Raw genomic sequence first — 25,328 nt, forward strand, 5'->3', positions numbered from 1 at the left:
ACAGCCACCAACATTTCTTCAGCAGCCATCCTTCTATACTCAAGCAGCCGGCACAATTCATGTATTTCACTTATAACAAAGATAAAGCAGGCTGGGATTCCGGCTGCGGATTTTCCCACCTGCTTTATTATACGGTCATTTCTTATTTCTGTGAATATGGAATTCACTGCATAGCTGCTCTATAGGTATTCGTATTCTGATCTTGCTGTATTTCACGATCAATAAGCCCAGCCTACTCCATCACATAATTCTTCAGCACATAAATCTTCCCATCACACTCCACAGCCTCCAACTTCACAGCCTGCTCCTGCGTTTCCGGATAATATCTGGTAGCAAAAACAACCTCTCCGCCATTCACATAAATCTCCACAGCTGTAGTATCCGCAAGAACTCTGATGCTTTCGATCACACCGGACGGAACATGCGCCTTACGTACCTTTCGTCCGGCACCGGCCTTCTCGGAGAGAGTTAAGATCACATCTCCGTCCTGATATTCCAGGAAGAGATTTTCCCCAAGGCTTACTTTACCCTGCTCACCTTTTACCTGAACATCCAGATCAAACGGTCCATTCACCGGAATCTCCGCGCTGGAACCGCTGGCAGAAACGCCAGTCTTTCTCAGCCCGTTCAGTTCTTCCACCGGATACTGATAAAGCATTCCGTTTTTATACGTAACTTCCCTTGGAACAGTCAGGCAATGCTGCCAGCCTTCGCTCTCTGCTGTAGGATTCACATACTCCTCATCTGCATCCGGCATTCCCATCCAGCCGATCAGGATCCGTCTGCCCTTTCCATCCTGGAATGTCTGGGGTGCATAGAAATCAAAGCCGTGGTCCCATTCCCGGAAAGCTTTTTCCTCCGGCTTTCCATCCTTCAGGATAAAGTATCCGGACTGATAGATGTTCTGAAAACGGAACTCTTCTCTGGTCAGTCCCTGGGGAGATACAGAAAGCACCTCCTGTCCCTCAAGAGTGAAAAAATCCGGGCACTCCCACATGTATCCGAATGCCTTTTCTGTAGTAAGCTCACCGTCAAATTTCCAGTTCTTCAGATCTTCGGATCTGTAAAAAAGTACGGCGCCATGGTCGCTTTTCTGACGGCCGCCAAGGATCATCCGGTACTCTTCCCCCTCCTTCCAGACCTTCGGGTCACGGATGTGACAGGTGTAATTCTCCGGATAATCCTCGCAGGAAACTGCAACCTCCTTTGTTCCGAAATGAAGGCCGTCCGCACTCTCCACATGAAGAGTGCTGGACTGCCTTCCGTTATTGATATAATCATAATCTCCATCCATCTTGATGTTTCCTGTGTAGAAAAGATGAAGCTTATCTTTCTCCGCAATGGCAGAGCCTGAGTAAACACCATGACAGTCATAAATGCTGTCCGGCAGAAGCGGAACCCCTTCATATCTCCAGCTGATCATATCTTCACTGGAGTAATGTCCCCAGAATTTCAGTCCACCGTTGGCCTCAAACGGAGAATACTGGAAAAACACATGATATCTTCCCTTGTACCAGCATAATCCGTTCGGGTCATTGAGCCATCCCACAGGCGGCATCAGATGATGGGTCAGACGGTTTGTCTGCATCGTCCTATCAACTGCTGCCGTTTCCTCGATTTTTCGCACTTCCTCTGCAAGTACCTTGGTCAGAGAACTCATTTTATTTTACCTCCAGTACTTCAGAACCATTATTTACTGTTCCTTCTGCAAACATTTTTACTTCTTCATAATCATCGGTATTGGTTACGATCAGCGGTGTGGTCACATCATAGCCGGCTGCCTTAATAGCATCCATATCAAAGGTGATCAGTGTCTGGCCTTTTTTGACCACGTCACCGTCCTTTACATGAGCGGTGTAGAATTTACCGCCAAGCTCAACGGTATCAACGCCGATATGGATCAGCAGCTCCAGACCACTTTCTGTCGCAAGCCCGATGGCATGCTTTGTGTCAAAAATTGTAGAAACCGTAGCGTCACAGGGTGCTTTTACTTCACCTTTGGACGGAATCACTGCCATGCCCCTTCCAAGGACTTCAGATGCAAAGGTTGCATCCTTTACTTCTGAAAGCGGGATTGCAGTTCCCTCAAGCGGGCTGTAGAGGGTCTGCACACCGCTCTCAGCTGTTTTTTTCTCCGCAGATTTCATCTCAGCATTCTCTGCCGGAGCACCTGCCTTTTTCTCTGTTTCAATATTTTTCCCAGCTGTTTCCTGTACCTCGTCTTTATATCCGAACATCCATGTGAGTACAAAAGCCACACCAAATGCGATGACAAACATGAGTATATAAGAAACCGGATTATTCAAGCACAGCAGGATTCCGAAGATACCGGTAACACCTGTTCCTGTGGCACCAAGACTGCTAATGGAGGCAAAAAGTGCTCCGCATGCACCACCCAGGCAGCCCATGATAAACGGCTTTCCGAAGCGGAGGTTTACACCGAAGATTGCCGGCTCTGTGATTCCCATGCATGCGCTTAAGGCAGAAGGAACAGCCATGGATTTGATCTTCTGATTTCTGGATTTCAGGCCTACAGCAAGAGCTGCACCACCCTGTGCAATGTTAGCTGCAGATGCAAGTGGCAGCCAGTAGGTAACGCCGAATTTGGCCAGCTGTCCAAGGTCAATGATAGTGTACATGTGATGAACACCAGCAACAACAGTCGGTGCATAAAAGGCACCCATGATAAAGCTTCCGATTCCAAATGGCAGTGCGATCAGCCACTGGATTCCATCCAGAAGTCCGTTCTCAACAGCTACGAAGATCGGTCCGATAATGGAAAGTGTAAGATAACCGGTTACAAAAACACTGACAAGTGGTGTTACAAAAAGATCGAACATTGCAGGTACGATCTTATGAAGTCTTTTCTCGATCTGTGCCAGTACCCATACTGCAATGATAACCGGGATCACATGTCCCTGATATCCCACCATGTCAATGGAGTAAAGTCCAAACCATACCTTCTGCGTTGCCTGCACACCCTCTGTTGCAACAGTCCAGGCATTCTGCAGATTTGGATGGATCATGATCATACCGATAACCGCACCCAGATAAGGGTTGGCACCAAATACCTTCGCACCACTGTAAGCGATAAGAATCGGCAGGAATGTATACGCTGTGTTACTGAAAAGCTGTGCAAATACATAAATGGAACCATTGGTGTTAATATTCAGGAAGCCGTTGTTTACCATGAAGTTCAGGGCTTCCATGATTCCCATCAAAAATCCGCTGGCTACGATAGCTGGGATGATCGGGACAAAAATGTCTCCCAGTGTCTTGATCAGTCTCTGTATCGGATTAGCCTTGGATGCTGCCACCTTCTTAAGCTCATCCTTACTACTCTCTGATATTCCGGCGATCTGGATAAATTCATCATAAACTTTGTTTACAACTCCTGTTCCCAGGATGATCTGCATCTGTCCCTGTGCGAAAAACACGCCCTTCACACCATCGATATTCTCTACATATTCCTTATCCGCCTTGTCATTATCCGCAATGACCAGACGAAGCCTTGTTGCACAGTGCGCCGCGGAAATGATGTTTTCTTTCTTTCCTACATGATCATAGATTTCCTGTGCTGTCTTTCTGTAATCCATGTCCTTCCTCCTTTTCTGCTACTGTTCCCGGACAGTCATCTCTTTCTGCTTTCCCTTTCTTCGGATCAGATCTGTCTGTTCTTTCTTCAACTTCCCGGGATTTATTATCTCTGATCCATTGTTTTTCATTTATTTATGAGATTGATTTCATATATCTATTCATACAAGGAACGGTAATCTTTCCATTTTTTTAAGTTTTTTGATGATTTTAGCACTTTTCAATGGTTTGTTTTATGTCGTTGCTTGTGTTCTTATGTGGAATCGTTCTCATATCTTACTTGTATTATAACTACTGCATTATTATTTGTAAATCCGCAACATCGCACAAATTTCTTCGGTCAAAATTGTACATATTCCATAAGAACAGATGCAAAACAGACAAACCAGTCAAGGTATCGCAGAAAAAATCTGGCATTTTTCTGTGTTTGCTCAGCCATAACACAGCACCACACAAAAAAGAAGCAGGTCTTTTTCTCCCAAAAGATCTGCTCCTGTTCCACAATAACTTATAATTTCTTCCTCTGTCTGCGAGGATATTCTCTGTTACCTGTGAGATTCCCGTTCCACAAGCTCACATCCCATTTTTATTTCCTTGCTGATCCCGGTATCGTTCTCAATAAGATCAGCCAGCATGGCTGCTGCCTCCATTCCGCTGGTCTTATAATAAAAATGTACCGTTGTCAGCTTCGGTTCCACGATCTTACCCGGAACTCCATCCCCAATCCCTGCGATCTGAACATCCTCGGGAATGCGAAGCCCGATCTCCTTCAAATAAGTCATGGCTCCCACCGCCATAGTATCCGTAGCACACACAAGAGAATCTATGGAAGGCTCCTCCTCAAAAAGCTCCTTCGCCATCTCATACCCGGAATCCATGGTAAAGCTTCCGATCTTCATCCTCTCCGGCACGACCTCCAGCTTAGCTTTATGGATAGCATCCATAAAACCCTTTTTCCTGCAGGCACCAACTGCCTCGTCCTTATCTGTAACGCCGATATAGGCAAACTTTTTCCCCTTCTCCGCCAGCTTCTCCGTGACCTGAAAAGCTGCTTTATGATCATCCTGATAAATACATGGATATCCGTCCAGATGCTGTCCCAGGATCACGATCGGTACCTTATAATCCTTCAGCATCTGTTTATGCTTTCTGGTAAACATGGTAGCAATAAAAACCACTCCGTCCACCTGACGTTCTTTAAACAGAGAAAGGTATTTCAGCTCTTCTTCCACATCATTATTGGTATTGGCCAGAATAAGCTGATATCTTCTCCGTGTAAGAATATCACTGATCCCTGTCACCTCACGGCTTATGGTATCTGAATTGATCTTTGGAAGGATGACACCGATGAGACTGGTTTTTTTGGTCCGCAGTGTCTGTGCCTGGGAGGATGGCTGATATCCTGTCTCCTGGATCACCCTGCGGATGACTTCCTTTTTTTCACTGCTGACATATCCATTATTCAGATATCTGGATACCGTAGCTCTGGAAACTCCGGCAAGCCTAGCTATTTCATTAATGTTCATAACTTATGTACCTCTTCTTTTGTCCTGTTATATCTGTCCTTGTATGCATATTTATAATATAGATTATACACGGTTTCTTTCCGGTAAAAAAGCTTCTTTTCCTATGTAAATGGAAATTTTTATTACTGCTCACTCCGTTCTCACTAATACGCTTCACAACACAGAGGATACGGGATGCATATACCTCCCATCCCGTATCCTCCATACTCTGTTCCTAAAAATCTCCCCGGCATATCTATTTTTCGGTTTTCCCTGTCATTCCAGATATTCAAACGGATCTACCGGCACGCCATCCTTTTTCATTGCAAAATAAAGATTCGGGCCTTCTACAGAATAATATTTGGTAGGTGCGCTGATATTTCCGATCACTTCGCCCTCCTTTACTGTGTCACCTTCTGCCACAGTAAGGTCCTTCAGCTGCCCATATACTGCCTGATAACCATTTCCCAGCTCCATAGTCACAGTCGTTCCCGTACAGGCATCCTGTACAACAGAAAGCACCTGGCCATCTGCCGCCGCATACACCGGCGCATCCTCCACTGCCTGCAAAGCAATGGCAGAGCTCACACGATACTGATCCAAAGTCGGATAATATACGGTTTCATCCATATTGTAATCCACAAGAACCGTTCCTCTGACCGGCCATTCCATAATGGAATCCTCCGTAAAATCCAAAGCCTGTGCCGCAATTCCGACAGCTGAGGTCTCTGCGGTATCTGTGGAAGCTCCAGCTCCGTTATTCACCGCTCCCTCTGCCGATGTATTTCCGGCATTATCTGCTGTATTTCCAGTGCCATCTGTGCGGCTTCTGTCTGCACCTGCTGCCGCAGACACGCTCCTATCCTCCGTACCACTTCCATTATCTGCATCTGCCGCTGCATTTTCGGCTGTACCACTTCCTGCAGTCTCACGGATGCTTCCTGTCACTCCATCTGCTCCGGCTTCTGAAGCTCCTGACAGACCTGCTTCATCTCCGGTTTCTCCATCAGAGATCTCATCCTGTGCTACATCCTGCCAGCCATCTCCGGCAGCTGCCGCATCCTCTGCGTTTTCCCCGTCCGAAAGCTCTTCTTCCAGCCCGGTCTCTTCTACCTGTACAGAATTTTCCTCCTGGGGATTTTCTGCGATGGGCTTTGTTCCAAGCTGATAAACAGTAATCCCAAGTGCCGCCACTGCTGCCAGAACACCTCCGTTGATAATACCTCTCACAATTTTACTTTTCATATTCTTTCCACCTCTGTCTGATATGTTCATTTTCAGTAACAGAAAAAACAGTAAAGCTGCCGTTTCGGTCACCATTTCTATATCTATAGAGTGTCCAGAATATGGCTGTCTATTCATTTTTTGAATATTTTTTTATCAGACGTTGCTTCGGATGCCTGACTTTCTTTAATCCTCAGCTTTCAGCTCCATCTCCGGAAAATATTTTTTCAGGATCTCCTCCGCACTGCTTCCGTTTTTTGCCATCTCATTTCCACCAAACTGGGAAAATCCCACACCATGACCGCTGCCACGCACTCGCAGATAATAAATATCATCCTTTTTCTTCAAACTGAAATTCGCGGATTCCAGTCCCATTCCCGCTGCAAAGCTTTCTCCCTCCAGAAGTGTTTCCCCAATCGTAAGCTCTGTCACATAACCGGCACTGTCCCGTTTTTTGATCTTCAGCTCCCCGGAAAGCTGCCCCGCAGGAATTTCCACGATTTTTATACGATCCGGAGATTTTTTGTCCTCACTGCTATCTGCCGATTTCAGATATGTATACGCCTCATCATGAAAAACTTCTTCCCCGCTGCGGGTTTTCCCTGCGCTTCTCTTATGCCAGGGAGTCAGCCTCACTTTTCCTTCATATGTAAGTACCTGTCCATCCGTCTCTTTTGCTGCCTGCTCATAGATCTGCCTTTTTTCTGCAAAAAAATATCTCCAGACTTCCTCTGTACTTCCGTTTTCCCTCAGGATCTCTGCCAGATTTTTCCCCTCACCCAGCCACCTTTGAATATTCGACCGTGCGATCACAGTCTGCGCTTTTATGGTTTCTTTTTTCATATCCGGGGAAATCTGCGAAAAAACAATGACCGGGAGATATTCTTCCATATCCGGCACCCTCTCTGCCAGGACCCTCTCCGGTCCATTAATGGTTGCCGCCGAAAAATAAGGAAGAACAATTGCTAAAAACACCAGACAATATCGAAGAAGCGCATATTTTTTCATAAAAACACCATAAGCGTTCTTTTTCCTAATATATGTTCTTTTGCCAAAAATTATTATTTGCTGTATACTATAGCAGTTCTATGAATCAATGCATCAAAAAAAGTTATTCCGAACATGCTGCAGTAATTTATGGAAATGCTATATATCAATCGCTATATATCAATCCCAAAAGTATCTGCAGCGATCAGTCCTGCTCACCGCTTATTGCTTGCCACGAATGGAGGTATCACACACCATGCTTGCCATCTTTCTCGCACCATTATATATTCTCATTAATATTTATATCGTCCGCTGGATGATTTTGTGGATGGGTGCCTGCACTCATTTTTTTCAGACCTTTGCGTTCCGGGCATGCTTTGCAGGTGTTTATATTTTTCTGTCCACTTCTCTTCTGACCTGTTTTCTCATCCGGAAGCCCCCTGCGCTCCATCGCTTCCTGAAAAATACGGCAAATTATTTTCAGGGAACATTTCTTTACATCCTGATCGTAATCGTAACTACAGATCTCTGCAGACTGATCCTGAAGCATACACTTCATCCGGCCTGGATGTATTCCCGGAAAGCCTTCGTAGTCACAGGCGCTGTCTGCACCCTTCTGATCATTGGTGTCAGTCTCTATGGGATTTTTAATCAGTGGAATATTAAGACAAAAACTTATGATGTGAAAATAGACAAGCAGGTGAAGGGAATGGACTCCCTGAAGATCGTCCTGCTCGCAGACATTCATTTCGGTTACAGTATCGGAGAAAAACATGCCGGGCTTCTTGTAAAAAAGATCAACGCCGAAGATCCGGATCTGATCTGTATTGCAGGCGATATTTTTGATAACGAATATGAAGGGATCAAAAACCCGAAAAAAACAGCGGCCATTCTCCGTTCGCTGAAATCCAGATACGGCGTTTATGCCTGTTGGGGCAACCATGATCTCAGCGAACCGATTCTGGCCGGTTTTACCTTCCGCAATGCAAAAAAAGATTATGATGATCCCAGAATGCGGAATTTTCTGGAATCTGCCAACATCCGGCTTCTCGATGACGAAACCGTCCTCATAGATAAACGGTTTTATCTGACAGGCCGTAAGGATCCTTCACGCTGCCGAAAAATGTCCGATACCCGTAAGGATCCTGACCAGCTTACAGCCTACCTTGACAAAACACTCCCGATTATTTTTATGGATCATCAGCCCGGTCAGCTGGATGAAGTGGCAGCCGCAGGCGCAGACCTTGATCTCTGCGGCCATACTCATGACGGCCAGCTGTTCCCTCTGAACATCATCACCGGCCTGATCTGGGAAAATTCCTGCGGCTACCTGAAAAAGGGGACTATGCACAACATCGTTACCTCCGGTGCCGGCATATGGGGCCCGAATATGCGTACTGCCACAAACAGCGAGATCTGTTCGATCACAGTACATTTTTATCCTGCCAGACCTAACTCCTCTGATCCCTCATAAATATCTTCCACCGGCAGCTCCTCCGCACGCTCACTATCCTCTTCTGTTCCGTCATTTTCTTCTTCCGTTTCAGAGTCCTTCGGAAACTCAATTACTTCAGCCGTATCACCACTTTCTGATATCTCCGGCTCTTCACTGGAATCATCAAATATCTCTTCCTCAGTATTATCGTCCGTCTTTCCTTCTTCAGAACTCATATTGAGTTCCTCGCTGCTCTCTTCTTCAACTTTCTTTTCACTGTTTCGGATGATCTCAAGGGCTTCTGTTTCTGAAATAATGCCTGAATTATCTTCCATTGCATTTGCTTCCGGCACTTCATAATCATATACAAAGGTATTGACTGGCATAAGCTTGTTTGACTGCACATCATAGTCAAATACATGCCACAGGTATCCTTCCCTGTTAACCGGTACATTTGCCTGGTAGATCTGTTTTCCACCCCGGTAAACGGTTACTTTGGCTGACGAAGCAGATAATTCTGTACTCGCATCATCTTCACCATTTGTATAATCGTATACATAAAAGCTATATTTTCTTCCGGTGAAGCCTTTGTATATGGTTGTTGTTTCCGGTCCATAGCTGCTTGTATCATCCAGATCCAGATTTGCTATTACATCTCCATCCTCTGAATATGCATTTTTATCCCTATAGTATACATGGAAGTAGTCATCTCCGTTTTCATCAGCAGGTCCCAGCAGATGAGAATCCAGATCTCGCGGAGTTTCTCCCCATGTAAGCACGATTTGAAGAAGTCCCTCATCTCCTGCACTGATATTGGTCGGTGACATTGTTACATCACGTTCACTGCATGCATTTGCCTGAACTACAACATTGATATGGGCAGAAACAAAATCTTCATTGCTTGCATTCAGCGTATAGTTTCCGGCTGGCACGGTCAACGTATAGGTTCCATCTGCTGATACGCCTTCTTTCACAGTTTCTCCGATCACATTATCCCAGCCCTTACGTAATTCATAAGTTACATTTTCTATATTTCCACCGGTCATGGAATGAATAAATCTTCCACTCAGCTCACCATCTCCGGCTTCTGCTCTGGATACCATCAGGAAAGATTCTGCGTATGTGATCTGGTTCGCTGATACTCCCATGGAACTGCTTTCATATTTCTGGTAACCGGTTGCTGTGACAACAATTTTGTAGATTCCTTCATCAAGATCATTAAATGAATAAGTTCCATCTTCTTTCGTGAAAGTTTTTTCAACCTTGACTGTTCCGGAATATGCTTCCACGCTGGCATTTTTTACAGGAGCTTTACTGTTTGAATCCAAAACGCTTCCCTCAATGCTTCCGGCTCCGACTGTACATTTATCTACCAGTGTTCCATTTTCAAAATGAACCTTCAATTTTAGTGGATTATCGTCATCATCAGACAGAAAATCCTTGGACAACGTATAATGCCATACCGTTTTCAGGAACTTTCCGACCACCGTATCCGGATTCAACTCACCCGCTGCGTAAATATAGGTTCTTACATCAGAACAAAGCACATTTCCGGCATCACGAACTGTATAGGATACGCTTGCCTTTGCCGCAGGTCCTACCTTAATATCAATTCCTGCCAGATCCCATGTCTCCAATGCAGTCAGATTTAATCCAAACTGAAGACCGCATTTCGCAGATCCTTCTATTGTGACCGGTGTCAAAGTCTGACTGAAATCATGGATAAATCTTCCATTTCCATCTTTGAATTCATATCCGCCGGTTGCTTCAACGGAATATTTCACAACAAACTGCCCGGACACATCATAAAACAGAGAAACCACCAGATCTGCAGAAAGACCAGTTGTACCAAGCTTTATAGGAACTCGTCCCAGTTCAAGTACATCGCTGACTGTTTCCATAGTTCCACTTGCATGTTTGATCTGCTGCTCTGAATTCACGCCACTTATATAAAGTCCGCCTTCGAAATCAGCTTTTCCTGTAACTGACGCAATAAAATGCCTTACCTCTATCTTTCCCCAGCTAAATCCGGCATCCAGCTTACAGCTTACATCCGGAATCGTAACAGCAACAGAACCGGATAGCTTCACCTTATCATTAAATTTATGATTAAGATCAAATTTCAATTTACCTGGAACCGGAATACTTCCGCCGAGAGTAAGTCCTCCTGCCGGCACCTCACTTGAATTTTCCGGAATATACTCATATTGAACGCCCTCTGCAGTTACCTGCATATTTTCCGGATCTGCAATTCCTGCACCTTCAAAATCAATTGATTTGTAAACCTCTGAAATATCATCCGGTTTGCCGGCCTTAATGATCAGACGGCCCAGTCCGTCCTTTGTGATATTCTGGACTTTTAATGCAATATCTGTATCTGTTCCCATTTCCTTTGCAGAAAACAGTACAACCTTTCCGGTTTCCAGATTTTTATAAGCATTTCCATCTTTTACTGTGATCGTATAAGTTCCGTCACTGTTCTGGACAACATTGTATATATTTTTGGAAGTATCTTTGACTTCAACTACATTTGTTGCATAGGTAACCTTGCTGTCATAATTCTCATCGATTACTGAGTCCTCAGTGATCTGGTCGATAGCTTTTAAGATCTGAGCTGCATCATTTCCGTTAATTGCCTTCTCCGGTTCAAAGGTATCTCCATTCAGAGACAGCATATTCTTTTTCAGTGCAATAGCTACAACATTTTTATACCTGATCTGAGCCGCATCTGCACATGTCGGTTCTTCATCCGTAGTTTCATATCCCATAAGCATTACTGCTGTATATGCGGCAAACTCTCTTGTTGCATATTCGTCAGGATAAAAATATGGAACATCCTGCTCATCGGTTTCATCGGGAATGATTCCCATAGTTTTTGCAATTTCTGCTGCGATTCCATTTTCATTTTCTCTGGTATCAGCATAATAATAATTTTTGCTATCAAACTGCTCTTCATACTTGCAGCCAACTTTATCCAGAAGAAGTTTTACCCATTCACCTCTGGTGTATTCATGTCCGGAATCCTGCACGTATTTTTTCGTAACAAAAATCCTTGCAAAGATTTTTATTCCTTTTACTTTGGCAACGATCGATGTATTTCCCTCTCCGACTGCCTGGACAACACCTGTTTTTGTTACTGTTGCAATTTTCTGATCAGCAGATGACCAGCTTACTTTAACACCCTTTTCCTTAAAACCAAGCTGGATACTTTCCCCTTCTTCCAGAGTAGCTTTTTGATTTTTCAGTGTTGGTTTCACAACTGTTATCTTACATCGATATGTTCTCTTCTTGGAATCTTTAAAGGTTACTGTACATGTTCCTGTTCCTGTTACAGAAACCGTACCATCTTTTTTTACCTTGGCAACCTTTGTATTTGAACTTGAGGCAGTTTTGATCACATCACCCTTTATCGAAAGTTTCCTGGATGTATTCGCTGTTCCCCATACAAATTTTAAGCTCTTTGCAGACAGATAAGGATTTTTTACAGTAACCTTACAGGTATATACTTTTTTTCCTATTTTAGCTTTAACCACGGTTGTTCCGGTTTTTACTGCTGTTATTTTTCCCTTAGAGCTGACTTTAACGATTTTTTTATTGGCAGAACTCCATACCGTCTTTCCCGAAACACCGTTTACTTTTAACTGCAGACTTTTTCCCTTTACATACAATACGGCTTTTTTCACTGACATTCCCGGGCTTTTTACTGTAACCTTACAGGTTAATGTCTTTTTGGCAATTCTGGCCTTTACTGTTGCGGTTCCGGTCTTCACAGCCGTTATCTTTCCCTTTGACGAAACCTTTACAACTTTATTATTGGAAGAAGACCATTTCACGGCTTTCTTCCAGTTTACAACCTTTAACTGTGATGTTTTTCCCACGTACAAAACCTTTTTTGTACTGTTCAGTCTGGGATTTGCAGCTGCATTTGCTGGCATGCTGATTCCTAAGATCAACATCAGGATCAGCATCAGCGGCAGCAATTTTTTTGATGCACTTTTTCTCTTCATAAGCACTTTTCCCTTCTGCTGTACTATGCTATAATGTTCATCAATTATAAATTTTCGAGATCATTCGAAATCATTTATAATTAATTCCCCGTAAATTATCAGACTATCAACCAAGAAAGGAGAAAAATCATGAGTGTCACCGTAAATCCAAAAGCACGCCAAATTTTACCGGTTATTCTGGGCTGCTGCGTAATCGGAACTGTTTTTTTTCTGGCAATAACTATCTGTTCCGCCATAAAATATCATGATTACGTACCTGTAGATGCTATTATATCATCTGTCAGCCGCTCAAATAATCCTAACAAGCCTCATAGTTCCAATTATCATAACTATGTGAAGTACTCTTACACCTACAAGGAACAAGACTACACAGCTGACCGAATCGAGTTTTTACGCCTCGGCAAAGCCCCCGGAAAGCATGTTCAGATTAAATGTGATCCGCAGAATCCAAACCAGATCCAGAATATCTATTCTATGACCATCTGTATTGTCTTCCTGGTAATCCTGATCATAACAGATTTCCTGCTCATTCTTATGATAAAGTCTTAATACTGTACAGCTATGCTCTAATTATATAACATTTTTATCTCTTGAACTTTGTCAAATTTGTCGCAAAGTGAACATTTTTTGTCGAAAATGTCCATAATAATTTTTTTATCGCATTGACATATCCTACCATTGAAATCCTACTCGATGACTCTGCTGATTCGTTCGTCAGTACGTAATTTTCTATGATATAAAAAAGACGGTTACGCTGAATCACAACGTAACCGTCTTCCTTTATACTATACTCGCACAGATATAAAACAAAATTCCCACCTACTGCCTTGAGCAATAAATGGGAATTTATCTGATCCACTTAAAAAGTGAGGCATCGGGGATTCGAACCCCGGACAACTTGATTAAAAGTCAAGTGCTCTACCGACTGAGCTAATACCCCATATTTACATTAAAACATGCCCAGGCTTTTTCTAACCAGCCGTTCGTATGTTTTACATTAAAACATGCCCAGAGCCGGAATCGAACCAGCGACACGAGGATTTTCAGTCCTCTGCTCTACCAACTGAGCTATCTGGGCATAAGTAGCGGGGACAGGATTTGAACCTATGACCTTCGGGTTATGAGCCCGACGAGCTTCCAGACTGCTCCACCCCGCGTTATTAAATGTTAAAAGCCGATGATCGGACTCGAACCGATAACCTGCTGATTACAAATCAGCTGCTCTGCCAATTGAGCCACATCGGCATTTAAGTGGATGGAGAAGGATTCGAACCTTCGAAGGCGGTGCCAACAGATTTACAGTCTGCCCCCTTTGGCCACTCGGGAATCCATCCATAATCTATGGGACCTATAGGGCTCGAACCTATGACCCTCTGCTTGTAAGGCAGATGCTCTCCCAGCTGAGCTAAGATCCCATATTTAATTCATTACAGCTAAGCTGTAACGACCCAGAAGAGACTCGAACTCTCGACCTCCGCCGTGACAGGGCGGCGCTCTAACCAACTGAGCCACTGGGCCATTTTAAGGTTTGTACCTTAAAAACTACATACATGCTTGTTGATCGTTAATCAAACTCTTTGAATCAATTCTTAACCTGCGTTTCTTGGTCAAGCCCTCACCCGATTAGTAACAGTCAGCTCCATGTGTTACCACACTTCCACCTCTGCCCTATCTACCTCGTCGTCTTCAAGGGGGTTTACTTCATAAGAATGGGATATCTCATCTTGAGGGGGGCTTCACGCTTAGATGCCTTCAGCGTTTATCCCTTCCGGACTTGGCTACCCGGCCATGGCTTTGGCAAGCCAACCGGTCCACCAGCGGTCCGTCCATCCCGGTCCTCTCGTACTAAGGACAGCTCCTCTCAGATATCCTACGCCCACGCCGGATAGGGACCGAACTGTCTCACGACGTTCTGAACCCAGCTCGCGTACCGCTTTAATGGGCGAACAGCCCAACCCTTGGGACCTACTACAGCCCCAGGATGCGATGAGCCGACATCGAGGTGCCAAACCACTCCGTCGATGTGAACTCTTGGGAGTGATAAGCCTGTTATCCCCAGGGTAGCTTTTATCCGTTGAGCGATGGCATTCCCACTTAATACCACCGGATCACTAAGCCCTACTTTCGTACCTGCTCCACCCGTCGGTGTCGCAGTCAAGCTCCCTTCTGCCTTTGCACTCTTCGAATGGTTTCCGTCCATTCTGAGGGAACCTTTGGGCGCCTCCGATACCCTTTCGGAGGCGACCGCCCCAGTCAAACTCCCCGCCTGGCATTGTCCCACCGCCGGTTTACGGCGGCTGGTTAGAAGCCCAATATCACAAGGGTGGTATCCCAACAGCGGCTCCGCGGCAACTGACGTTACCGTTTCTCAGCCTCCCACCTATCCTGTACATGCAACACCGGACCCCAGTGCCAAACTGGAGTAAAGCTCCATGGGGTCTTTCCGTCCTGGCGCGGGTAGCCAGCATCTTCACTGGCACTTCAATTTCACCGGATGTATTGCCGAGACAGCGCTCAAATCATTACGCCTTTCGTGCGGGTCGGAACTTACCCGACAAGGAATTTCGCTACCTTAGGACCGTTATAGTTACGGCCGCCGTTTACTGGGGCTTAAATTCAAAGCTTCGCGTTACCGCTAACCTCTCCTCTTAACCTTCCAGCACCGGGCAGGCGTCAGCCCATATACCTCACCTTTCGGTTTCGCATAGACCTGTGTTTTTGCTAAACAGTTGCTTGAGCCTATTCTCTGCGGCCTGCTCTCGCAGGCACCCCTTCTCCCTAAGTTACGGGGCCATTTTGCCGAGTTCCTTGGCAATACTTCTTCCGCCGGCCTTAGGATTCTCTCCTCATCCACCTGTGTCGGTTTACGGTACGGGTACAGTATAAACGATAGCGGCTTTTCTTGACGCATGGCTCACGGGCTTCGCTACTAATCTTCGCTCCACATCACGTCTTCCCATTGCATGGCGGATTTTCCTACCATACTGGTACCTCGCTTGTACCGGGCTTTCCATTCCCGGCTCCCGCTCTCCTTACGTGTCCCCACAGTTCTGTCATACTGCAGTACAGGAATATCAACCTGTTGTCCATCGGCTACGGCTCTCGCCCTCACCTTAGGTCCCGACTCACCCAGGGCAGATCAGCTTTACCCTGGAAACCTTGGATATTCGGCCTAGAGGATTCCCACCTCTATCTCGCTACTCATTCCGGCATTCTCTCTTCCATGCAGTCCACAGCTCCTTCCGGTACTGCTTCTTCCCGCATGCAATGCTCCTCTACCAATCTTTTCAGATTCCTTAGTTTCGGTGGCGCGTTTCAGCCCCGGACATTTTCGGCGCAGGACCTCTCGACCAGTGAGCTATTACGCACTCTTTGAATGTATGGCTGCTTCTGAGCCAACATCCTGGTTGTCTTCGAAATCCCACATCCTTTTCCACTTAACGCGCACTTTGGGACCTTAACTGTAGGTCTGGGCTCTTTCCCTTTTGACCGCCCAACTTATCTCGTGCAGTCTGACTCCCGGTGATATCTACACGGCATTCGGAGTTTGATATTCTTCGGTAGGCTTTGACGCCCCCTAGGAAATTCAGTGCTCTACCTCCGCAAGACTCACACCGAGGCTAGCCCTAAAGCTATTTCGAGGAGAACCAGCTATCTCCGGGTTCGATTGGAATTTCTCCCCTATCCACACCTCATCCCCACCCTTTTCAACGGATGTGGGTTCGGTCCTCCACTACCTCTTACGGCAGCTTCAACCTGGACATGGATAGATCACCCGGTTTCGGGTCTACTCCTACTGACTCTGGCCCTATTAAGACTTGGTTTCCCTTCGGCTCCACACCTGAAGTGCTTAACCTTGCCAGTAAGCGTAACTCGCCGGACCGTTCTACAAAAAGTACGCGGTCGTACATATAAAGTACTTCCACAGCTTGTAGACACAGGGTTTCAGGTTCTCTTTCACTCCCCTCCCGGGGTCCTTTTCACCTTTCCTTCACAGTACTATGCGCTATCGGTCACTAAGTAGTATTTAGCCTTAGGGGGTGGTCCCCCTTACTTCCCACAAGGTTCCTCGTGTCTCGTGGTACTCCGGATCCTGCTCAGTCAGCTCTGCTTTCACGTACGGGGCTTTCACCCTCTCCGGCCGGCTTTCCCAAAACCGTTCTGTTAACTTCGCTGAATCTTAAATGCAGTCCATGACCCCGGCATGCACGCACACCGGTTTAGGCTCCTCCGCGTTCGCTCGCCGCTACTTACGGAATCGATGTTTCTTTCTTTTCCTCCGGGTACTTAGATGTTTCAGTTCCCCGGGTTCCCTTCCATACGTTATGGATTGGCGTATGGATGCATGAGGTCTGCTCATGCGGGTTTCCCCATTCAGACATCTCCGGATCACGGGATATTTGCTCCTCCCCGAAGCTTTTCGCAGCTTATCACGTCTTTCATCGGCTCTTAGTGCCAAGGCATCCGCCCTGTGCCCTTATTGCTTGACCTTTCGCTTCATCACCCTAGCGTAGGTGATGCGGTCTCTTGATTCTCGTGTTTTCCGATACTCTCGTATCTTCCGACATGTGTTTGATTACTCTGTTCAATAACAGATAAATCGATGTCTTCCTATCTTTGCGTTTGCATTAATTTCTTAATACTTTGCGTTTAAGGATATTTGATTAACTTAATCAAATCTCATGTATGCAGTTTTCAAGGTACAATATCGGGCTTTAATACTTAACACCCGAGTGGGCTTAAGTGGACCTTTGCCCTATTGCTCATGATTATGAACTTTTCGGGGTTCTGGTTCATTTAAACCAGTGGGCTTAAGTGGACTCGAACCACCGACCTCACGCTTATCAGGCGTGCGCTCTAACCAGCTGAGCTATAAGCCCATCTTGAAATCTTTCGATTTCAGTGGAGATGAAGAGATTCGAACTCTCGACCCCCTGCTTGCAAGGCAGGTGCTCTCCCAACTGAGCTACATCCCCATTTGATCTGGCAGCCACCTGCTCTCCCACACCGTCTCCAGTGCAGTACCATCGGCCGCTTAGGTCTTAACCGTCGTGTTCGGGATGGGAACGGGTGTGTCCCCTAAGCGCATCGCTACCAGAAATATCATTATTCAGTTGCCTTGATAACTCAACAGTAAAACACATTTCTTTTCTCTACTTTTTCCTTAGAAAGGAGGTGATCCAGCCGCACCTTCCGATACGGCTACCTTGTTACGACTTCACCCCAGTCATCGGTCCCGCCTTCGGCAGCTCCTTCCTTGCGGTTAGGTCACTGACTTCGGGCGTTACTGACTCCCATGGTGTGACGGGCGGTGTGTACAAGACCCGGGAACGTATTCACCGCGGCATTCTGATCCGCGATTACTAGCGATTCCAGCTTCGTGTAGTCGGGTTGCAGACTACAGTCCGAACTGGGACGTTATTTTTGGGATTTGCCCACCCTCGCAGGTTCGCTTCCCTTTGTTTACGCCATTGTAGCACGTGTGTAGCCCAAATCATAAGGGGCATGATGATTTGACGTCATCCCCGCCTTCCTCCAGGTTATCCCTGGCAGTCTCCNCCCATTGTGCAATATTCCCCACTGCTGCCTCCCGTAGGAGTCTGGGCCGTGTCTCAGTCCCAATGTGGCCGTTCACCCTCTCAGGCCGGCTATGGATCGTCGCCTTGGTGGGCCGTTACCTCACCAACTAGCTAATCCAACGCGGGTCCATCTTATACCACCGGAGTTTTTCACACCGAGCCATGCAGCTCTGTGCGCTTATGCGGTATTAGCAGTCATTTCTGACTGTTATCCCCCTGTATAAGGCAGGTTACCCACGCGTTACTCACCCGTCCGCCACTAGAATTAAATTAAATCGACCGAAGTTTCAATAAAGTAATTCCCGTTCGACTTGCATGTGTTAAGCACGCCGCCAGCGTTCATCCTGAGCCAGGATCAAACTCTCTGATAAAATGTTTGATTCGTTTACTCAAGACAACCGTTTGGCTATCTCTCGTTTTTACTGCTTTTGGTTTGTTTAAACCGTTCTTNTTAAATCATATCGACCGAAGTTTCAATAAAGTAATTCCCGTTCGACTTGCATGTGTTAAGCACGCCGCCAGCGTTCATCCTGAGCCAGGATCAAACTCTCTGATAAAATGTGTTAGCAATTCAGTGATGCTCGCATCAACTTAATTGCGACTCACACTGATTAAGCCAAAGGCTTAAGAAGTGTTTGATTCATTTACTCAAGACAACCGTTTGGCTATCTCTCGTTTTTACTGCTTTTGGTTTGTTTAAACCGTTCTTTAAATGTAAAGAAATTTTCGAGAATCGTATGTGTTTCACTGTTTAGTTATCAAGGTTTGTTGTGTCTGTCTCTCAGACAGCTCGTTTATTTTATCTCATCTCTTTTTGTTTGTCAAGCACTTNAAATCGTTTGTCAAGTACTTTTTTCAACTTTTTTCAAACTCTTTTTTGATGAATCTCTGTCTCGCTGACAGCTTGTTTACTTTATCACATCCACAAGCGTTTGTCAACAAGTTTTTTCATTTTTTTGAAAAATTTATTTTTTTCAAAAAAATAACGGAGAAGGAGGGATTTGAACCCTCGCGCCGCGTTAGCGACCTATACCCTTAGCAGGGGCACCTCTTCGGCCTCTTGAGTACTTCTCCAGACTCCGAACTTATAATTTCTTATTAAATTGGAGTGCATTTCTTCTGTGTTTTCATCCGAAACGCATGGTTAATTATATCCGAAAGATATAAGTTTTGTCAACACCTTTTTTTCATTTTTTTACATTAATTTTATTTTAGCGCGATTGACCAATCATATTATCCCCTTAGACAGGTGGCTACGCACGACACGCTGTCCGTGTGGACAGCGCAGGGGAAGTCCATCTCAGAATTCCGAAGTCCGAGGGCTTCCCTGCCCCCACCCTCTTGGGCACGGAACAAGCGCTACATCTTCGATATATAATGCGACTGACTTTTATTATGGAATCTTATGCCAAGCTAATTACTGTCTGAGCCGATATTATTCCGGAACGTTGTGCCGAGCTGATTCTTAGATACAACATTCCTCCTGAACAATTTCTATATGACACTCTACTGCCATGCATCATTGAATACTATCTCGAACTGTTCACTTTCCGCAACCGGCCTGTGTGCACAGCCGAGGAGCTGGCATATGGGCGGGGCGCTCTGCAGGAGGTGTGACAACTACTTAGGCTCTGGAAGGTGGCGTTGTTTTTCAAAAGTTCGCTGTCTGAGCGCAGCGAGTTCGGACTTTTGGAAAACGCTTTTAGCCACCTTTCAGAGTCTTAGTAGTTTCCACCGACGAAGCCTGTCCCGCCCATATGCCAGCTCCTCGGCGTCCGTCAAACCACGAAATCCGGCAACACCCAAAGAAAAGAGGCCGCACATGCAGCCTCTTACACACATAACTATAGAAACTATAAGTAACCCAACATCAGATCATCCAGAAATTATCCGTGCAGACAATCCTCCTGTAAGTCTCAAACTTAAACCACTTATTATGAAACTCCGACTTATTATCAGCAGCCTCAAACTCCCTCAAAAACATCTGATAATCATCATTACTGCGGATCTCCAGGGCAAAACCTCTCTCATCCACAACAGGAAGCCCCATAAACACATACTCATCCAGCGGAATAATATCCTGCACCCTCTTATCACGGATCAGAACAGCCGCGCTATCCTCCAGAGAAACAATATCAAAATAGCCCGGATACTCAAAGCTGTCACCCTCAACAGGCACCACATCCCCTACATGATAAGTCTTAACCTCTTTATCCGCCTTGGAAAGCAGCGCATTCTCAAGGTTAAAATAAAACTCCTCAAAAACATAACCGCCAACCTTCACATCATCCTTCTGGAAATAAGGCTTCTCCCCCTCAGTATCAACCGATTCCACAACACCACATGCAGAAGTCATATGACTCACACGGTCAATCAGGATCAGCTCACCAAGAGTCTTATTCCTCTTAAACTCATCCAGCACAACCTTATCAGAAAGACCGATTTTGCAAAGAGCGATCTCATTCTTCTCGATCGTATCCGCATGCAGATGCTCCCCGGTATTTACATCCGTCTTAAACTCAATACTCTTAACCACACCTGCGATCTTCTTGGTACCAAGCTTCACAAGATACTCCTTGCCCACTTCAAGCCTGGAATCATCCATCCATAGAAGCGTAGCCTCAAAGCCCTTTGCAACAGGGATCTCATTATTATTGGTAAGAACACATCCACGGCTTACATCCACCTCTTTATCCAGCTGAATCGTAACAGCCTGGCCGGCAACAGCCTCCTCACGATCGTCACTGCCCACCAGGATCGTCTTAACAGCCGCTGTCTCGTTGCTTGGGAGCGTTGTGATGATATCGCCTACATGAACCCGGCCACTCTCGATCTGACCCTGGAAACCGCGAAATTCATGGTTTGGACGAGAAACACGCTGAACAGGCAGATAAAACTCGCTGACATTCTCAGCCTCTGAAACATCCACAGTCTCAAGATGCTCCAGAAGAGCTTTCCCCGTATACCAGGGCATATTCGGAGACTTCTTCGTTACGTTATCACCCTCTGTAGCACTGACAGGAATGATCACAACATCCTGAAGCCCCAGAGTCTCAGAAAGCTCATTGATATCCTTTACGATTTCATTAAAACGGCTCTCACTGTAATCAACAAGATCCATCTTGTTAACAGCAAATACAAAATGATGGATACCCATCAGAGCGCAGATACGTGCATGACGCCTTGTCTGGACCAGAACCCCCTGCTTCGCATCCACAAGAATAATGGAAAGCTGAGCAAAGGAAGCTCCAACCGCCATGTTCCTTGTATACTCCTCATGTCCGGGAGTATCCGCAACGATAAAGCTTCTTTTATCGGTTGTAAAATAACGATACGCAACATCAATGGTGATTCCCTGCTCACGTTCTGCCATCAGGCCATCCAGAAGAAGAGAATAATCAATGGCACCACCTCTGGAACCTACCTTGCTGTCCAGAAGAAGGGCTTTTTCCTGGTCCGCATATAAAAGCTTGGAATCATAAAGAATATGACCGATCAGTGTAGATTTTCCATCATCTACACTTCCGCAAGTGATAAATTTCAGTAATCCGCTCATCCTAGAAGTACCCCTCTCTCTTTCTTTTTTCCATACTTGCAGCTCCGCCGTCGGAATCAATAACACGTGTGGTTCTCTCAGATTCCACAGAGCTTAAGGTCTCGTCAATGATCTCGTCCAGTGTCTCCGCATCAGACTCGATACCGCCTGTCAGAGGATAGCATCCGAGAGTACGGAAACGGACCTTTTTCATCTGCGGCTCCTCCCCCGGGTTCAGGCGCATTCTGTCGTCATCCACCATGATAATGTTGCCGTCTCTGTATACAACCGGACGCTCTTTTGCAAAATAAAGAGGAACGATCGGGATATTTTCTCTCTTAATATACTGCCAGATATCCGTCTCAGTCCAGTTGGAAATCGGGAAAACACGGATGCTTTCGCCTTTATTGATCTCCGTATTATAAAGCTTCCACATCTCCGGACGCTGGTTCTTCGGATCCCAGGCCTGTTCTGCATTACGGAAGGAGAAGATACGCTCTTTTGCACGGCTTTTCTCCTCGTCACGACGACCGCCGCCAAAAGCAGCTGTGAAACCATATTTCTTAAGAGCCTGCTTCAGTGCTTGCGTTTTCATGATATCTGTGTATGCGGAGCCGCTGTCAAAAGGATTGATACCCTGCTTCACACCATCCTGATTAATGTACTCAAGCATTTCGATTCCCAGATCCTTCGCGGTTTTGTCACGAAACTCGATCATCTCTTTAAATTTCCATGTTGTATTTACGTGAAGAAACGGAAATGGCGGTTTCTCCGGATAAAAAGCCTTCATTGCAAGATGAAGCATTACAGAACTGTCTTTTCCTATAGAATAAAGCATTACCGGCTTCTCGCACTCTGCTGCAACTTCACGGATGATATAAATTGCCTCTGCTTCCAGCTCATCCAAATGTGATAATCCACTCATATCTGATCTCATCCTCCTGTTCCGGCCGCCAGAACCGGCAGCACTTATCTTCTGGTCTAATATTTATTCGAATTCCGTCGATCCACATCGATCACGGATGTAGAACCGTCCGTTTTTGTAATGATCCAATGAAGGATATCCCCTTCGCTTTTTACATTCATGATACTTCCGTTCCCGCCGATATCCGCACCAAGGAAAAAGTCGATGGCACCGGCTTTACATTCCTTTACACAGGAAACACAGCCCCAGCAATTTTTCGGATATTTCATCACGGCTTTTTTGTCTTCCATGACAATCAGGGTTCCCGGACATACTTCACTGCATTTTCTGCAGCCAACACATTTTTTCTGATCAATTCGTATGCTCATATGTGTCCTCCTTTACAATGTCGCGAAAAATCATCCTGATCTCGCCGTTTTCCAGTTTCGAATTTACATATTTATAAAATTTCTCATCTGTTTCCGGATGATCCAGATTTTCGTTAAAAGAATGCCATCTGGTCTCTTTGCGGTTTTTCAGATGAGCGATCAGTGAACGGCACACAATGAGACGCTCACGAAGTTCGTATGCAAACATCAGCTCATGCATATCTGCTGCCGCTGTTTTTTCGGCAAGAGCCTGAAGCTGAAGGATTTTTTCATCTGCAAGAGCAAGCTGCTTCTCATTAAACTGATAATTAGAAGCAATTCCTCCCGCATATTCATCCATGACTTTCTGCATAGCCTCTTCCAGCTCTTCCACGGAAAATGCCGGTGCGTCTTCATTTCGGAACTTTTCGTACTGAGAAAGAATTTCCCCTTCCTGAACCTTAATCTCTGTCTCAGTCTGAATATCTGCTTCCTTCAGAGTTCCGGCCTTAAACTGTTTCACCATATCCAATGCTGCAAGCTTTCCTTCTGCAAGAGCTCCTGTTACATATTTCTGCGGACATCCACCTGCAACATCACCTGCTGCATACAGCCCCTTTACCGTGGTTTCACGGCCTGTATTTACCCAGTAGCCGCTGGCTGTATGACCGCCTACGATATACGGCTCTGTTCCCTGGATCTCCACATCCTGCTCGCTGGGACTCTTTCCGCTTTCGATCCATTTCAGAGTCTGGCTCGGTGCCATGTTGAGATAAGCCTTCAGAAGATCCTCATCCTGTTCCTTCGTAATCCCTGTAGTCTTCAGGTAACACGGGCCGTGGCCAAGCTGATTTTCCCGAACTGTTCCGTAAACTCTCTCGCTTGTGGTCAGTCCGTATTTTGTCTCATAGATCTCGCCAGCTGCATTGATCTGTTTTGCGCCGACACCCTGTGCGATGGTTCCCGTAGGAGCAATGGTATCCTTGCAGCGAAGTGCGATAAAACGCATCTCAAAGGACGTCATCTCCGCACCTGCCAGGATTCCCATTGCATATCCGGCACCTGTGTTAAACGGCGGATACCACATCTTATGTCTGGAAAATCCCGGATTGTTCGGCTTATAAAGTCCGGCCGCTCCGCCTGTTGCAGCAAGAACTGCCTTTGCCCGGATAATGTATGCGGTTTCTTCCATAATAGAGAAACCAACCGCTCCGTAAACCTGTCCGTCTTTTACAAGAAGGTCTGTGATATTTACATAATTCAGAACGTCTACGTTCTCAGCTTTATGAACTGCATCAGCAAGAAGTGGTTTAAAATTTTCACCGTTGATCTTGATGTTACGGTTTCCTCTGGCTACATAATCGCCATTTTCATCCTTCAGGATCACAAGTCCAAGTTTTTCCATTTTTGCGGTAACTTCGTTGAAGTTCTCCGCTGCTGTAAGAAGAAGGTCCTGTCTTACGATCCCGGCGGCATCCTTTGTTGCATAATCTACATAATCCTGCGGCTTGCGGCCTTTTACAATGTAGGCATTGATTGCATTAACACCTGCTGCCAGACAGCCGCTTCGTCTGATATTTGCTTTTTCTGCGATCAGTACCCTGCCGGCTTTCTGTTCTGAGAGAACCAGCGCCGCATAGCAGCCTGCGGTACCTCCGCCTATGATCAGCACATCTGTTGTAATTTCCTTTGTGTTTAATCTGTTTTTCATACTCATCACTCTGTTATCTGAAGCTCATGTACAGTTACATTTTTCTCTTTATCTACGCCAAAAGCCTTCAACACCGGATTTTCTGCATCCATAAGGGAGAGGATCAGATATTCTATGTTCGGGTCAAATGCAAGTCGTTTATCTTCTTCGGAAGGCCTTGACGGAGACTCCGGATGAGAATGAAAGTTTCCGATCATCTGATATCCGTTCTGACGGATATCCTTGATCGCGCTCAGCTGTTCCTTCGGGTCCATGGAAAAGTGTTCGTTGCTTTCATCGATATTTGTCAGCAGATACACCTTCTCGATGGTTTTTACATCGTCCTCAATGGTCCCGCCCAGAAGGCCGCAGGACTCATTGGGAAGTCCCTTTCTGCAGTGGTCTAATATTTTTTCGTAATCTTCTTTTTTTAATTTCAGCATTTCGTGGCCTCCAATGGGTTTCTATACTTATTTACAGTATCTGCACCAGCAGACACC

General features: G+C 45.7%; 13 protein-coding genes, 10 tRNA genes, 2 rRNA genes and 1 other annotated feature. Of the genes, 2 read left to right on the top strand and 23 right to left on the bottom strand.

Annotation, left to right across the window (positions count from 1 at the left end; genetic code table 11):
• Nucleotides 1-232: 232 nt before the first annotated feature.
• From BN3261_RS12980 to BN3261_RS13005, 5 genes are all read right to left on the bottom strand, one after another.
• Entirely contained in the window at nucleotides 233-1,660 is a 1,428-nt protein-coding gene (locus tag BN3261_RS12980) for a glycoside hydrolase family 32 protein (protein ID WP_059086463.1), read from the bottom strand.
• A 1-nt stretch (nucleotide 1,661) separates the two neighbouring features.
• Nucleotides 1,662-3,596 (bottom strand): PTS sucrose transporter subunit IIABC, encoded by a 1,935-nt coding sequence (locus BN3261_RS12985; protein WP_059086464.1) that lies wholly within the window; start codon nucleotides 3,594-3,596, stop codon nucleotides 1,662-1,664.
• 543 nt (nucleotides 3,597-4,139) lie between these two features.
• The gene (locus BN3261_RS12990; RefSeq protein ID WP_059086465.1) at nucleotides 4,140-5,120 is read right to left on the bottom strand and encodes a LacI family DNA-binding transcriptional regulator; all 981 of its coding nucleotides are present in this window, start codon (nucleotides 5,118-5,120) and stop codon (nucleotides 4,140-4,142) included.
• Nucleotides 5,121-5,375: 255 nt separating this feature from the next.
• A complete protein-coding gene (locus BN3261_RS13000) occupies nucleotides 5,376-6,344 on the bottom strand; it encodes a M23 family metallopeptidase (RefSeq protein ID WP_059086467.1) in 969 nt (322 codons plus the stop codon).
• Nucleotides 6,345-6,509: 165 nt separating this feature from the next.
• Nucleotides 6,510-7,331 carry a SpoIID/LytB domain-containing protein gene (locus BN3261_RS13005; protein WP_059086468.1) on the bottom strand — a complete coding sequence of 274 codons (822 nt, stop codon included), beginning with the start codon at nucleotides 7,329-7,331 and terminating at the stop codon, nucleotides 6,510-6,512.
• Between the two features lie 235 nt (nucleotides 7,332-7,566).
• Between BN3261_RS13005 and BN3261_RS13010 the strand changes: the two genes are divergently transcribed.
• On the top strand, nucleotides 7,567-8,784 hold the full coding sequence (locus tag BN3261_RS13010; RefSeq protein WP_059086469.1) for a metallophosphoesterase: 1,218 nt from the start codon (nucleotides 7,567-7,569) through the stop codon (nucleotides 8,782-8,784).
• Here the strand turns inward: BN3261_RS13010 and BN3261_RS13015 are convergent.
• Nucleotides 8,748-12,752, bottom strand: coding sequence for a carboxypeptidase regulatory-like domain-containing protein (locus tag BN3261_RS13015; protein ID WP_059086470.1), 4,005 nt, complete (start codon nucleotides 12,750-12,752; stop codon nucleotides 8,748-8,750). The genes BN3261_RS13010 and BN3261_RS13015 overlap by 37 nt on opposite strands.
• A 129-nt stretch (nucleotides 12,753-12,881) precedes the next feature.
• Between BN3261_RS13015 and BN3261_RS13020 the strand changes: the two genes are divergently transcribed.
• The gene (locus BN3261_RS13020; protein WP_059086471.1) at nucleotides 12,882-13,301 is read left to right on the top strand and encodes a DUF3592 domain-containing protein; all 420 of its coding nucleotides are present in this window, start codon (nucleotides 12,882-12,884) and stop codon (nucleotides 13,299-13,301) included.
• Between the two features lie 318 nt (nucleotides 13,302-13,619).
• Here BN3261_RS13020 and BN3261_RS13025 read toward each other — a convergent pair.
• The 17 genes from BN3261_RS13025 to BN3261_RS13105 all read right to left on the bottom strand — a co-directional run bounded on the left by BN3261_RS13025 (nucleotide 13,620) and on the right by BN3261_RS13105 (nucleotide 25,271).
• Nucleotides 13,620-13,692 (bottom strand) — tRNA-Lys (locus BN3261_RS13025).
• A gap of 65 nt (nucleotides 13,693-13,757) precedes the next feature.
• Nucleotides 13,758-13,830: transfer RNA gene (locus BN3261_RS13030), tRNA-Phe, on the bottom strand.
• 5 nt (nucleotides 13,831-13,835) lie between these two features.
• Nucleotides 13,836-13,909 (bottom strand) — tRNA-Met (locus BN3261_RS13035).
• A 15-nt stretch (nucleotides 13,910-13,924) separates the two neighbouring features.
• Nucleotides 13,925-13,997 (bottom strand) — tRNA-Thr (locus BN3261_RS13040).
• Between the two features lie 7 nt (nucleotides 13,998-14,004).
• Nucleotides 14,005-14,086, bottom strand: a tRNA-Tyr gene (locus BN3261_RS13045).
• Nucleotides 14,087-14,094: 8 nt separating this feature from the next.
• Nucleotides 14,095-14,167, bottom strand: a tRNA-Val gene (locus BN3261_RS13050).
• A 29-nt stretch (nucleotides 14,168-14,196) separates the two neighbouring features.
• Nucleotides 14,197-14,270, bottom strand: a tRNA-Asp gene (locus BN3261_RS13055).
• Nucleotides 14,271-14,355: 85 nt separating this feature from the next.
• Nucleotides 14,356-17,242, bottom strand: a 23S ribosomal RNA gene (locus BN3261_RS13060).
• A gap of 316 nt (nucleotides 17,243-17,558) precedes the next feature.
• Nucleotides 17,559-17,632: transfer RNA gene (locus BN3261_RS13065), tRNA-Ile, on the bottom strand.
• Nucleotides 17,633-17,655: 23 nt separating this feature from the next.
• Nucleotides 17,656-17,728, bottom strand: a tRNA-Ala gene (locus BN3261_RS13070).
• A 5-nt stretch (nucleotides 17,729-17,733) separates the two neighbouring features.
• A 5S ribosomal RNA gene (gene rrf, locus BN3261_RS13075) occupies nucleotides 17,734-17,851 on the bottom strand.
• A 69-nt stretch (nucleotides 17,852-17,920) separates the two neighbouring features.
• Nucleotides 17,921-18,702 (bottom strand) — a sequence feature (16S ribosomal RNA rRNA prediction is too short).
• A gap of 615 nt (nucleotides 18,703-19,317) precedes the next feature.
• Nucleotides 19,318-19,405 (bottom strand) — tRNA-Ser (locus BN3261_RS13080).
• Nucleotides 19,406-20,201: 796 nt separating this feature from the next.
• Entirely contained in the window at nucleotides 20,202-21,887 is a 1,686-nt protein-coding gene (locus BN3261_RS13085; protein ID WP_110925814.1) for a sulfate adenylyltransferase subunit 1, read from the bottom strand.
• A gap of 1 nt (nucleotide 21,888) precedes the next feature.
• A complete protein-coding gene (gene cysD, locus BN3261_RS13090; RefSeq protein WP_015526618.1) occupies nucleotides 21,889-22,791 on the bottom strand; it encodes a sulfate adenylyltransferase subunit CysD in 903 nt (300 codons plus the stop codon).
• A 56-nt stretch (nucleotides 22,792-22,847) separates the two neighbouring features.
• Nucleotides 22,848-23,159 (bottom strand): 4Fe-4S dicluster domain-containing protein, encoded by a 312-nt coding sequence (locus tag BN3261_RS13095; RefSeq protein ID WP_015526617.1) that lies wholly within the window; start codon nucleotides 23,157-23,159, stop codon nucleotides 22,848-22,850.
• The gene (locus BN3261_RS13100) at nucleotides 23,143-24,849 is read right to left on the bottom strand and encodes an adenylyl-sulfate reductase subunit alpha (protein ID WP_059086472.1); all 1,707 of its coding nucleotides are present in this window, start codon (nucleotides 24,847-24,849) and stop codon (nucleotides 23,143-23,145) included. Before BN3261_RS13100 ends, BN3261_RS13095 begins: the two co-directional genes overlap by 17 nt.
• A 5-nt stretch (nucleotides 24,850-24,854) precedes the next feature.
• Nucleotides 24,855-25,271 (bottom strand): M67 family metallopeptidase, encoded by a 417-nt coding sequence (locus BN3261_RS13105; protein ID WP_059086473.1) that lies wholly within the window; start codon nucleotides 25,269-25,271, stop codon nucleotides 24,855-24,857.
• Nucleotides 25,272-25,328: the final 57 nt, after the last annotated feature.

It is taken from the genome of Blautia massiliensis (ex Durand et al. 2017), assembly GCF_001487165.1.
Lineage (GTDB): Bacteria > Bacillota > Clostridia > Lachnospirales > Lachnospiraceae > Blautia_A > Blautia_A fusiformis.

What these genes read in the sequence shown, in the direction of transcription:
- BN3261_RS12980 (WP_059086463.1), bottom strand. Translation starts at nt 1,660, where the DNA reads ATGAGTTCTCTGACCAAGGTACTTGCAGAGGAAGTGCGAAAAATCGAG.
- BN3261_RS12985 (WP_059086464.1), bottom strand. Translation starts at nt 3,596, where the DNA reads ATGGATTACAGAAAGACAGCACAGGAAATCTATGATCATGTAGGAAAG.
- BN3261_RS12990 (WP_059086465.1), bottom strand. Translation starts at nt 5,120, where the DNA reads ATGAACATTAATGAAATAGCTAGGCTTGCCGGAGTTTCCAGAGCTACG.
- BN3261_RS13000 (WP_059086467.1), bottom strand. Translation starts at nt 6,344, where the DNA reads ATGAAAAGTAAAATTGTGAGAGGTATTATCAACGGAGGTGTTCTGGCA.
- BN3261_RS13005 (WP_059086468.1), bottom strand. Translation starts at nt 7,331, where the DNA reads ATGAAAAAATATGCGCTTCTTCGATATTGTCTGGTGTTTTTAGCAATT.
- BN3261_RS13010 (WP_059086469.1), top strand. Translation starts at nt 7,567, where the DNA reads ATGCTTGCCATCTTTCTCGCACCATTATATATTCTCATTAATATTTAT.
- BN3261_RS13015 (WP_059086470.1), bottom strand. Translation starts at nt 12,752, where the DNA reads ATGAAGAGAAAAAGTGCATCAAAAAAATTGCTGCCGCTGATGCTGATC.
- BN3261_RS13020 (WP_059086471.1), top strand. Translation starts at nt 12,882, where the DNA reads ATGAGTGTCACCGTAAATCCAAAAGCACGCCAAATTTTACCGGTTATT.
- BN3261_RS13085 (WP_110925814.1), bottom strand. Translation starts at nt 21,887, where the DNA reads ATGAGCGGATTACTGAAATTTATCACTTGCGGAAGTGTAGATGATGGA.
- cysD (WP_015526618.1), bottom strand. Translation starts at nt 22,791, where the DNA reads ATGAGTGGATTATCACATTTGGATGAGCTGGAAGCAGAGGCAATTTAT.
- BN3261_RS13095 (WP_015526617.1), bottom strand. Translation starts at nt 23,159, where the DNA reads ATGAGCATACGAATTGATCAGAAAAAATGTGTTGGCTGCAGAAAATGC.
- BN3261_RS13100 (WP_059086472.1), bottom strand. Translation starts at nt 24,849, where the DNA reads ATGAAAAACAGATTAAACACAAAGGAAATTACAACAGATGTGCTGATC.
- BN3261_RS13105 (WP_059086473.1), bottom strand. Translation starts at nt 25,271, where the DNA reads ATGCTGAAATTAAAAAAAGAAGATTACGAAAAAATATTAGACCACTGC.